Consider the following 11,437-nt stretch of genomic DNA (forward strand, 5'->3'; position numbering starts at 1 on the left):
CGTCGAGCGATGCCCGTCCAGGGAGGGATGGCCGAGCTCGATTCTCCAGAAGGTAGCTGGTGACACGAGTGTTGAGCCCACCCAACTAGGGTGACGGAAATTTCTGGGGTTCCGGCTTACATCCCCAAACCGCGTAGAGTTTGAGAGCGCTGCGGACGCCGAAGCCGCGGGGTTCAAGCGGGCCGGAAACTGCCGATAGGAGGCATATGCGGCTTGAAGCGCTGGGTGCTAGGGGTTATCCCTTCCTGAGCTTCCAGGGCACCTTTCCGGGCGCTACAGCCCGTGCTGAGGAGATGAGTCAAGCGAGGGGGCGTACTGTGTACCTGGCCGGGTGTATCGTGAAGACCTCCCGGCCGGGCTCGATGATCAATCAACGGTCTGGTGCTGTTTCGTTTTGGTGCTGTGCTGGGCCGGTACCGGCCCAGATTCGGCTGGCGTAGTGGCCAAGGTGTGAGTAATCACCGAGCCGCTTTTGTTTGCCAGGTTCTTTGCCAGAGACTCGCGGACAACCTCCATCGTGAGTATTCGCGAGGTGGCAATCGCAGCTTTGAGGGGCTGGCCAGCTGCAACCAGTACCTCAACCATGTCCAGGGCCGTATTCACGCCGGCTTCGATTCGTTTCTCAACGCCATCAATCATCATCTTGTCTATCTCCATTTCAGGCCGCTAGCGGGATGCAGCGGCCTCAGCGGAGCGTACGCGGTTCAAGAGGGGCTTGAACAGCTCAGAGCAATGAGGGATATTCTTTGCGTCCTAATTATTAGGGTGCTATTCGTTTAACATAATCCTTATTATGCGAATAACTTATTGATAAATAAGGAAAATCTATTTCCGTCCGGCGGTGTCTTTGACCGACTCTCGGTACGTCGATAGCACCTCAAGCCCATCCGGCGCGCTGGGCTCTTGGGCAACTGATTCCGCACTGGATGAGGCTACGAAAAAGCGCCCCCCAGGGAGTGCCGGCAATCGCTGCTTTACGTCAGGCCGTTTTGCTGATCGCGCGTCTCTATCGAAGTCCTTGAGGCCAACGATTCTTGCAGCAGGTTGCCCGTCAAGTACAAAGAATGGGAGGTTGGCATGGAGCATTGCGTCGTAACGGCTGCGCTCGGAAAACCACAGCATGGCCCGTGGATGCGGAGCGATAGGCTTGGGCACATCCAACACATCGGTTTCAGCCATGTTCGCGATGCTGCGTAGATCGATCCATTGGGGGCTATTCACCACCGGCTCGCCGGTGGCCATAGCCTTTTCATGGGCCTCGGCGAGCAGTACCTCACGGACGTGGCCAACAGTGACACGCTCTTTTCCTGAGGTGTGACCGGCCCAGGTGAATGTGATCTGTCTTGGAGCTGCATCAAACACCTGAATTGCGCGCTTCAGCTGGTTGAGAGAGAAATTTTTCCCCAGGGCCTGGCGCATGATGTGGGAGCGACGGCTGACGGCGACGTTGCGAAACAGGCGCTCAGCCTCGATCGCGTCCACCAGCTCGCTCTTGCAGCGATTCACCGCCCTACCCTCATCGAGTATCGATCCGGAGAGGATAAAGTACCCCGGCAAACGCAGCACGGTACCTGGAGCCTGGCCGAGATCGCGCTCAAATTCGCGTAGCGCCTCTACAGCGACCTTGATTGCGTCACTTCCTGTCAGCACCTGGACACTGATTCGAGATGGCGTCCTCTGTTCAGTGAGGAGCGGGATGCGCCATATCATCCCGCCGACAACCAATGTGGGCCACTTCTCATTGAAAGCCCCAACCGTTTCGACCAAGCGCTCGTAAGCGGAAACAATTGCGTCAGTCATCTAGGAATCCTCATAATACCACCCCTTCACTGCGCCTATCCGTTGCGCCCTCCTCCCCCTCCGCTCCATGTTAACCAGAAGCGACCCCGAGGGTGCGAAAGCCATCTCGCGATTGAAGGGGTGGTATTATCGAGTATCCCAAAATCCGCTCACAAAAAAACCCGCTCGAGGCGGGCTTTATTTGCTACGTGTCAGCTCAACGAACTCGGACTGCCTCAAGGGACAACAGATCCTCAATGTGATCGGCTGCATCGGCCCGCAAACGGCTCTCCAACCTTTCTCGACTGATGTGTTCAGTTTCGCTCGGCTCAACGAGCAAGACTACATAGCCTTGATCACGCAGCTGCTGAAGCAAAGCTGCCTGGCCTGTAGAAATTGGCATGAGAATATCTCCTGTGATTAGCGGGTTGGTTTCAAGAGTCGAAGCAGCCAACTGAAGACGCTTTTCCGCTTCGGTTTCCATGTCTGCCACACCCCGTTCATAGGGCCTGAAGCCGTCAAATCATCATGAAGCCGAAGTAGGAACCTGGTGATGCTCTTGCACTCCGCGCAGTGGCCACTCGCTTCTATCGTGAAACACCGCTGCGCCGGTCGGGTAACAGCTCCTCTCAGATGCTCATCCGGGATGGGCTGGTTGCAGCCGCGGCACTCGCCGACGAACTCATGCCAGGCTGTTTTATTCTCAAAGCAAACAGGTAGCTGGCTGGCAATGCTCGGCATCGCTAGCAGGTCCAGATCCCGCTGGGTTGGCTTTTTCTGACTCATCTACGCTCCATCGGCAACCTAATGGTCAAATCCGATCCTAGTACGAGCCCCGGATAACCCAATGATCGAGGAGCACTACGCGGCAGCAGCCTGTTTCTTTCTGAAAACCATCGGGGTATTTGGCTTGCGGCCGTCACGCCGGTCGACGAACTCTTTCATGATCTCCAACATCGTCGAGTTGACAGCCAGAACCCGCATAGCACGCGTACACGCGACGTAGAGGAGGTTCATTTCATCAATCCATGGTTCCTTTTCGTTGTCCGGATTGAATGGATCGAAGGTGAAGTCCTCAGCCAGTTGCACAGCATCCCATTCCAAGCCCTTCGAGCGATGCGCGGTGCTGAGAGTGATGGTGGCTTCAAGCTCATCGGTGACAGCATTGCGCCGCAGCTTGGCAAACAACTCCGGAAGATCCGCGCTGTACTGCTCGATGATCTTGATAGAACGGTTCATCTCGGGGTCTTGGCTTTCATCGGCAATCTGCTTGTAGAGATCGTAATCAGGATATTCCTGGAGGAGTTTTTTCCCCTTCACTCGGTCACGCCACCCCTTTGATAGAGCATGTAGGTCTTCAATATCCTGGAGGTTGTAACCATCGATCCCCCCAACCCAGTAGATCTTTGCACCGGCCTCTACATTGGCCAGCGCCGTCTCGATCACTCCAACTACCGTGCGGCAGAGTACGGTTCGATGTTCAAGGTCAGCTGGTAATGCCTTAGAAACACGAGTCTCGCCGCCAAGCCCAGCCAGTTGGCGGGATTCGCCCTTGAACGCGAGAACCATGTTGGCCACGTGCGCAACGGCAGACCCGAATCGAAACGACTGAGTGAGGTAATGGACTTCCGCTTTGTCGAGCCAGGTTGCATTGAGAGCATCTACAGCCCCCCTGAAACGGTAGAGCATCTGATGGCCATCACCACAGACGACTACACCCATACCGTATGCCGCCTGCTGCGCAAGCACACCAGCAATCACTGGATTGATGTCCTGTGCCTCATCTCCAAGCGCAATATCGTAACGGTCCCGCAAGTTCGGTTTCGACAGGGCCCAGAGCTTGAGGTACCCGTCGTGCGTAATATTCACAGCCTCGTTATGGATGTCGCACATTTGCAACCAAAGCTGCCTGGCTCCTTCTACGATGCTGCCGGCGGCGCGCTTCATTCGCTCCGTTTTGAGCTTGTTGACGGGGCAGTGACATAGCTCGATGTCGTCATCCGCGCTGGCCAAATAATTGTTCAGCGTCTCTTGCACGCTGCGCACCAATTCCCAGTTCTGAGAGCCGATAATCCTTGCGATGTCGGTCAGGCGCAGGTTGCTCGTAAGCTTGTGTCTGTACTTCGATCCGATCGACGCATAAGCCAAGCCGTGGGCTGTTTTGCACGTCACGTTCGGCGGAAATTTTTGCTTGGCAGCAATCTCGACGCTTTTGTTGTAGCAGAGGTAGAGCAGACGGCATTGAGGCCGAGCCTTGGCATAGCCAACAAGCGTAGTGGTCTTTCCTGTTCCAGCAAAAGCCACCAGCTTGACGATACGGGCCAACGAGTTAATCGCTGGCTCCTGTTCGTGGGTGAAGTTCATCCCTTGGATCTCCGTTCTGATATGGCTCCATGGTTGCATAGCCACGCACAAACCCAAGCGGGGGGCTGCTAGCTCTGTCCTCTTCAGGATTTGGGTTTTTCTGTAGAGCTGGCAATGTCTTCTCACACCCGGAATCAGAGCAGCAACCATGACTTACGACGAGACCCTTTCTTCCTATCAGCGTCATCTTGAAGCCAATCCAGGGAAAGCATTGCAAATCGGCGACGATTGCTACGCGGTGCTGATCAACGGAACCTTGAGAGGGGCATACCCCACCCTGGATGGGACTGTTGATCTCGGGACAACCTTCGACTTTAATCGCGAAGCTTGGGATGCCGAATGCGAGTGCTGGGACGGTGATGTTTCTGGCATGCAAACAGCATTCTGCGTAGCCACTCCCACCCTCGTTGATCTTCCGCCACCTCACGCCGGAAATAGGACGCCCTGCCTGGGAGGAAAAGAATGCTAGGGTTCGCCACCAATCTGATGCCGAACAAAGACAGGGGAGTTCCGTTTGGGATTTACGGGTCTGCTGGCAGGATGAGCGCATATCAAGGGAGCCGTAGCTTATGACAGCCATCCAACTTTTCCAGCAGCGCCAATCGGAGCCGGTCTGCACCGATCTGATTCAGATGATTCGTGAGGGCATGATTCGCCGGCTCAAGCGATTTGTTGTAGAGCCTTACGATGACGGTATCACCTGGGGAATTCAGACAGTCGCCATAGCAACACCAGATGCTGATGACGGCGACCAGTTTCCTGTTGTGATTGTCGACCTTCACGAAGATGACCAGGCTGCAATGTCGTTTGCTTTGAGCGTCTTCGACGCGCTCAAAACCGCTGGCCGAGCAACAGGCGAGGATGTATGCCAATGGCGGCGAAGCCTCTTCACGCTTGTGCCTAATTACTGAGCCCTGCACGCTCCAGACCGGGCTAAGAAAAACCCGCCATTAAGGCGGGTTTTTTGTGGGAGCGGCACTTAAAGGGCGGCAAATGACGACATGGGCGGGAAAAAGCACCGGCGACACTGCTCACAAAGGCACAAACGGTCGTAAGATGACGACGCATGCTAATCAGGTTGATCTTCTTCCTCCGCCGAAACAGCGAACAGCAGTCCAGCTTCCTGAGCTTCAGCCAACTCGCCCAGGGGCTTAGTGACCAGCCATTCGCTTTCTTCGGCAGGGTCATACTCAGGAAGCGGTGGAAGATCCTCAGGGTCAAGTTCCAGATTAAGCGGGAGCTGTGCGAGATCACAGAAGGTGAATTTGATAGCGATCACCTTCCGCCCTTCCCTTCTCAACTCGTAGCTGACATCCAGATTGCTCTTTGTCTTCAGCTCCTCAACTGCCGGATCTATGACCCTCTGGCGGAGGTTATTGAATCGTTGATAGGCATCCGACAAGCCAAGGGCTACCCGCAAGGCTTCAACCTCGATGTAGGCCCATCCAGTCTTCCGAAATTGCATCAACATCTCGAACAGCCGGAATGAATGGCTCGAGTCCAGGCAGGCTACCCGCCGTAGATCATAGCTAGTCACTTTGCTGTACAGCATCGTGAGATAGGGCATGACATGAATGGTGAACGACAACTCAACGCGACCTTCACCATCCAGGTATTTGGCCCGATCAACCCAGCGCTTCCGCTCCATGCCGGACCCGTCAAAGGTCTTGATGTCGCGCTCGTACAGCTCATCAGCTGCCACTTTCATCTGCTCATAGGCATGCCGGAGCTGGACGCCGTAGATATCCGAATAGTCCACGGCCGACACGGACACCTTTTTCGGCATGGGCCTTCGTGGATCGAGCTTGCTGATAGCCGCGAGGATCAACCGCTGCTCGTTGAGGGTCAGCCGGTACGACGCGGTAATCAGCGTATTGGATTTCGTGACCCGGAGCGGCTTAGGTTCCGGTTTGGTAGGTTTGGGTAAATTGGACATGTCTGGCCCTACGATTAATAACGGAACCCTACAGAGAGATTCCTCTGTAGTCGATACCCAGGAGTCGTCTAATCTCTAACCCCCCAGTAACCATGGGCCTTACAGCCAACCACCTATTCAGATAGCTCGACGGTACATGGATCTGTAGTCGATAGGTGGAAGCCGTAATCTGTAGTCGATTGGCCTCCCGTCCGGCGCGTACACAGCCGTAATCTGTAGTCGATGGTGCGCGATACCTTCGATCCGCAGCCGTAATCTGTAGTCGATAGCAAAGAATTGGATGCCACTGCTGCCTGGTAACGCCCGTCCAGGCATAGCCGTAATCTGTAGTCGTATCGGGCGGATGGCTGTTACAGCAGCCGTAATCTGTAGTCGATAGGTTCAGATGAGGACTGGGAAGACTATTTATTGGCGATTCAACGCGGGCATGGGGCAGCACAGGGATAAACGTCAAATAAACGACGAAATCATGCAAATATCTATTAAAATCAATGAGTTATAGTTTTTTTGGCGAAGCCTTAGCCCACGCTGGCAAATTCAGAGCACAAAATGGCTTGAAATCGAGCCATGAAAAATCAAACTCGTGCTACGTGGGCCACCCAACAGCCGGAATCTGTAGTCGTTAGGCGCAACCCAGGCCCTCCTATCCGGCCTGTGGATAACGGCCGGAATCTGTAGTCGCATCAGCCGGAATCTGTAGTCGCATCAGCCGGAATCCATAGTCGCAATGCCGGAATCTGTAGTCGCAATGCCGTAATTTGTAGTCGATGGTCCTCTGGAGGCCCCGTGGCACAAGGGCTCCAGCCTTCTAAAAACAAGAGAACAACAAGAGAAAAACAGTTAAAAGGCTTTTAAAACTGGAAAGCTAATTTTTCTGAAGGTTGAGAAGCAAAGGCCAAAACCGAAGCCAAAAGCAGACTCAGAATCCGAAGGCCGTTTTTCCGACGACAATTCGGTTCGAAAGCAGCACACCCACCAGGTCGGCGAGGAGAAAATGATCCCAACCGAACACGACCTGGAGGAACCCAATGAATACTGCCGCTTTCGCGGGCGTCGCAGCTTATCTGCTCAGCATGGCTGCTATAGCGCCGGAGCCGGTAAGCCTAGCTGTAGGCGTTACGACGATCGTAGACGTCCAGCAGCACTACACCATCATCGACAAGATTGGTACTTCCTACACCGGCGGGCCGGTACTGAACCTTTCAGAGTGGGAGGTCAATCTCGAGGGCGTCAGTGACATTCAACTGGCCTTTAATGCTGAAGGGGTCCTGGATGTAGCTACGGTAAAAGCTGACAAGCTCCATCTGGAGGAGGTGCTAAATGGCTTCAGGAACCAACTGCAAATCAGCACTGATGAATCCGGCCTTGGCTTTGAAAACGTGACCTTCTTATCTGGCTCCACCGAGGTGGTTGTCGAATCGCATCCACTGGACACTCAGTTCACTGTCAACTACATCAGCGCCGACTTCAAACGCGCACGCACCCAAGCTCAAAAACAGTACGCCTAACCAGATCACAGAACTGCCCTCCTCTCTTCATGCAAAAGCCAGTTCGCGTCTAACCATAAAATCTAGCCCTAAACCCGAACTGATAGGCACAAAAACCAGCCTTCAGTTCGGGATAAGCAGCGTAAAAAACACCCCTACCATGATTTAGCCTTGAAAATACGGCTTTACGTATTATCATCCACCCTGTATTCAGCAAATGCAGGGATTGTCATGCAGCAGTCAAGCGAGCAGTTTGAAGAAGAAACGGTCAACTACACCGACTTCGACGCCCTCCTCTATCCCCCCCAGTTCGCGGCCGACTGCTTCGGCCTTACAACCCGGCGCCTCAAGGATATTGAAGACGAAAACGGCATCGAGATTCGGCGGGTTCCGCGAGGAACCGTCACATCCAGGGCTTACACGCTTCGCGACATTTTTGACATCGCCGCGCTTCGACGAGCGAAAGGCTACACAAAGGGATTGCCCCGGCAGATTGTTATCTCGACGTTCGTGCAGAAAGGCGGCACTGGAAAGACGACAACCTCGGTCAACTTTGCTGTATATCTTCAGCTCGCGGGTCTGCGGGTGCTTTGCGTTGATAACGATCCTCAAGGCGATTCGTCCAGCGTGTTTGGCTACGATCCAGATCTCGCACTATCAGATCTCGAGGCAATGGGAATACCTGCCGATCGCTATGTCGCCGGCCACTTTGGTAGCCTCCTGAGTCCCGATCTCCGGGTGAGATGTTTTGATCCGATGACTTTCGAGGAAGTGGTCAAGAAGCCATTCGGTGAAAACGGGCCACACCTGATTCCTGCCGATGCATACCTTGAAGACCTGGCCGTCGCACTCGATGCCGAAAATAACATGGACTTCTGGTACGCCGGGTGGCTTGAGCGGGCGCGTAGCGGAGAAATCCCAGGTGTCGATATCTCCTCTTATGATGTGATTCTGTTCGACAACGCGCCTACCGCCTCCAGGCTCACCAAGAACTCTATCGTTGCCAGCGACTTTGTGCTCTGCCCCGTGCGGATGGACAAATTTTCGTTCCGGGCTCTGATGCGGCTTAACGACTGGATGGTCCGATTTGCGAAAGCGTATCGCCGCTCTCCAGGAGTGCTCGCTATTCCTACGATGTTCATCCGCAACCGCAAACGCATCCTCAGTAACCTGGTTGTCCTGAATGATCTTTTCCCTGGTCGGGTATCAGAGGAAAAACTCTATTACTCCGAGGATTACGGAAAAGCACTTGATCAAGGCGTTCCCCTGCTTGTCTGGAAAGGTGCGTCTTCCAAAACGATTGACTCGATGCGCAGCGTGTTTGGTGAAGCGCTGAAACGAATACGCGATCTGGCCGCGCAGTGATTGAGGTGGTGCTCGGAGCACCAGGGTCGTTAGATTTGAGTGGTGCTCGGAGCACCACCAGCGAAAATCAGAAAATAATGGTGCTCGGAGCACCACTTAAATCTTGAGAATTGAGTGGTGCTCGGAGCACCACCACTAGGTTTCGGAGGAAATATGGCCAAGTCGGAGGATTACCCAGGTCAAAAAAAGACCCCCCCTCAATGGGTCACTGGAGTTCGCCCACCCGCGGAAATTGCTGAGCCTAATCTCAGGGTCTCCGTTGCAGACATGCTCGCCGCACAACGGGCAGAACAGGAGGTCAGTGCGCCAAGTCCGGCCGCAGTGTTAGCTCCAGCACCAGGTCATAATGATGAGGCTGTTGCCGCAAGTGACAGCGGCGTTCTTGCTGAGGTGAAGGTCGATTCGATTCGGGTATCTCCGTTTCAACCTCGTTTGACCTTCAGCGAAGCAGCTATTGAGGATCTAGCGAACTCGATCGCCTCTGTTGGACTGGTAAAGCCGTTGACGGTCCGCCCTGTCGGGGATGGAGTTTATGAGTTGATCGGCGGCGAGCGCCGTTGGCGTGCTCACAAGCTGCTGGGCAGGGAAACCGTGACCGCCTATGTACGCTCCGTTACGGATGCAATGGCGAAGATTCTGGCCCTAACCGACAACGAGGGACAGGAAGCTCTGACCGAGTATGAGCGCGGCCGTTCTTATGCCGCGATCATGCGAGCAGGGGAGGAAAGCTCGATTCGTGCTCTCGCGCGCAGGGTAGGGGTCAACCATTCGATAGTTAGCAGGTGTCTTCTCCTAATGGATCTGCCAGAGGAAGTGCGAGCAATACTCGACACGAATCCGGGGCTTATCGGCGGGAAATGGGCAAAGGACTTCATTGAATTCAGTCGTACCGAGCCGGCGCTGCTTCTGCAAGCAGTTACCTCTATGCGCGATCATCAATGGACGCAGGAGCATGCCCTACGATGGTTAGCGAAGGAGCTTGCCTCGCGTGATCAGCAGAAGACGCCGGGCAAGTTCACCGATAAAGAAATCAGTGGGATAGGCAAGGTTCGTGTAGATGGGAAAAAAGTCGAGTTTCGATGCGAGAAAACGGTAGATGCGAAGCGGCTGGCGGAACAATTTGAGGCTTTCTTGAAGACCATTGATCGCTCCCTGATTACAAGCGAATGATTATCAGTAGTGTCGTAATGAATTATTTCAGACGCGAAACTGGTTAGAAAACGCGAACACGAAGGCGAAATGCCATGACAGAATATGGTTTTCAGACTTCGAGATAGGGATATATGGCAACCGCAGTCGCGCAACCAGAGCTCAGGGTGCAACCGCAGACACGATTCACCACGCTCGCACAGCTGTCAAAGATTGAGCCTGAGCATTTGCTCGGCCTGAGCCGTATCGAGCTGTTTTCTGTGATTTCAGAGCACTGGCTGAAGTGTTCGGCCCCAGCGCGGATTCACATGTTGAGCAGCGAAGATCGGTTCATCCGAGGCGAGGCGCGGGCTCAAAACAAAGCACTAAGCGTCACGCAAATTTGCGCAGACCAAGCGCCAGGGGTTATCTATGAGCAATTCAACCAAACACCGTATCTCGCTGGCGTATGAGCACGAAGGTGAGGTGCGGCAGGCTTCAGCTGAGCTGAACCTAACGAAGACCAGCATCATCTTTAGCGGACTCCCGAGCATAAAATTCAAGGTCTCCCTGAGCGATCCTGAACAGGTCATATTGCAGTTGCCGACAGACCGCAAAGGAAAAAAACCAACGGTGTCTTGCGACATCTCCTCGATTCCTGAGCTGGAAGCGGCGATGGCAGAGGTGCGCAGGCAAGGCTGGCTCAGGCCGAAGGTGTCGGTGAGTGAGTGCGAATGAACCGTGGCCGATGCCTAGATCCGAGCTCGATCCGATCGGAGTCGATATTCAGGACGCGCACAAGCTCATTCGCTTCCCTGGTTGCTTGAGCGCGCGCGGAGAGTAGGGCGAGCGCCATGGGCTTAGCTCAGAAGCTCAAAGGTTGGCTATCCACGGGCCATCCCATACTCCGGACGGGAAATGATCTACATAGATCTCCGCGATAACCTATGCTTTTACCACCGCCAGTTCGCTTTCCTTCTGTAGGAACGGGTCGGCTTAGCGGCGCTCAGAAAAGCTCAAAAAACATCAAATTAATGAAACTTATCACGCCTTAAATGGTCTGTGATGGCCTAATGTTTGCTGTAGACATGGCCCTAGCTTATGCTGTGCTGTGAGACAACTTTTTATAGGTGTTGCCGTCCTGCAACCAGTTTACGAGCTGAAAAGATGACGAACCTTTGACGCCGTTTTTGTGTAGTGATGCAGGACTGTATATTTATACACTGATTAGCATGCAGCCTTTGCCTTGACAGAAAATACCGAGATTCAGCCATGATCACAAAGATGCCGCCTCATGTAGTCAGAAGCTTTCCCTACTGGGAGACGCCACCGGAGCCGGGCCAGGATTTACATGAATTGAAATGGGGCGTCATGGAAG

11 protein-coding genes are annotated in these 11,437 nt (G+C 54.1%); 6 read left to right on the forward strand and 5 right to left on the reverse strand.

What is annotated here, in order from left to right; genetic code table 11:
* Window positions 1-366 precede the first annotated feature (366 nt).
* The 4 genes from AC19YR_RS22220 to AC19YR_RS22235 form a co-directional block, all read right to left on the reverse strand.
* A complete protein-coding gene (locus AC19YR_RS22220; protein WP_086223402.1) occupies window positions 367-642 on the reverse strand; it encodes a hypothetical protein in 276 nt (91 codons plus the stop codon).
* Between the two features lie 183 nt (window positions 643-825).
* Entirely contained in the window at window positions 826-1,800 is a 975-nt protein-coding gene (locus tag AC19YR_RS22225) for a DNA replication terminus site-binding protein (protein WP_086223403.1), read from the reverse strand.
* A 196-nt stretch (window positions 1,801-1,996) separates the two neighbouring features.
* Window positions 1,997-2,263, reverse strand: coding sequence for a hypothetical protein (locus AC19YR_RS22230; protein ID WP_179195537.1), 267 nt, complete (start codon window positions 2,261-2,263; stop codon window positions 1,997-1,999).
* Between the two features lie 377 nt (window positions 2,264-2,640).
* The gene (locus AC19YR_RS22235; RefSeq protein WP_083377995.1) at window positions 2,641-4,143 is read right to left on the reverse strand and encodes a UvrD-helicase domain-containing protein; all 1,503 of its coding nucleotides are present in this window, start codon (window positions 4,141-4,143) and stop codon (window positions 2,641-2,643) included.
* 148 nt (window positions 4,144-4,291) lie between these two features.
* Between AC19YR_RS22235 and AC19YR_RS22240 the strand changes: the two genes are divergently transcribed.
* Entirely contained in the window at window positions 4,292-4,612 is a 321-nt protein-coding gene (locus tag AC19YR_RS22240; RefSeq protein WP_143479508.1) for a hypothetical protein, read from the forward strand.
* A 100-nt stretch (window positions 4,613-4,712) separates the two neighbouring features.
* Window positions 4,713-5,054 (forward strand): hypothetical protein, encoded by a 342-nt coding sequence (locus AC19YR_RS22245; protein WP_083377972.1) that lies wholly within the window; start codon window positions 4,713-4,715, stop codon window positions 5,052-5,054.
* A gap of 158 nt (window positions 5,055-5,212) precedes the next feature.
* On the opposite strand, the gene AC19YR_RS22250 is transcribed toward AC19YR_RS22245, so the two are convergent.
* Complete coding sequence (locus tag AC19YR_RS22250; RefSeq protein WP_083377971.1) at window positions 5,213-6,079, reverse strand: replication initiation protein; 867 nt, start codon at window positions 6,077-6,079, stop codon at window positions 5,213-5,215.
* A 1,028-nt stretch (window positions 6,080-7,107) separates the two neighbouring features.
* Here AC19YR_RS22250 and AC19YR_RS22255 point away from each other — a divergent pair.
* The 4 genes from AC19YR_RS22255 (at window position 7,108) to AC19YR_RS22270 (ending at window position 10,797) form a co-directional block, all read left to right on the forward strand.
* Window positions 7,108-7,587 (forward strand): partitioning protein, encoded by a 480-nt coding sequence (locus AC19YR_RS22255; RefSeq protein ID WP_083377970.1) that lies wholly within the window; start codon window positions 7,108-7,110, stop codon window positions 7,585-7,587.
* Between the two features lie 210 nt (window positions 7,588-7,797).
* Window positions 7,798-8,931: a ParA family protein gene (locus AC19YR_RS22260; RefSeq protein ID WP_083377969.1), complete on the forward strand. Its 1,134-nt coding sequence runs from the start codon at window positions 7,798-7,800 to the stop codon at window positions 8,929-8,931.
* Window positions 8,932-9,084: 153 nt separating this feature from the next.
* A complete protein-coding gene (locus tag AC19YR_RS22265) occupies window positions 9,085-10,101 on the forward strand; it encodes a ParB/RepB/Spo0J family partition protein (RefSeq protein ID WP_031312470.1) in 1,017 nt (338 codons plus the stop codon).
* A gap of 390 nt (window positions 10,102-10,491) precedes the next feature.
* Window positions 10,492-10,797, forward strand: a complete 306-nt coding sequence (locus AC19YR_RS22270) for a hypothetical protein (protein ID WP_023049065.1) — start codon at window positions 10,492-10,494, stop codon at window positions 10,795-10,797.
* The last annotated feature ends 640 nt before the right edge of the window (window positions 10,798-11,437 follow it).

It is taken from the genome of Pseudomonas sp. MF08817 (assembly GCF_059862705.1).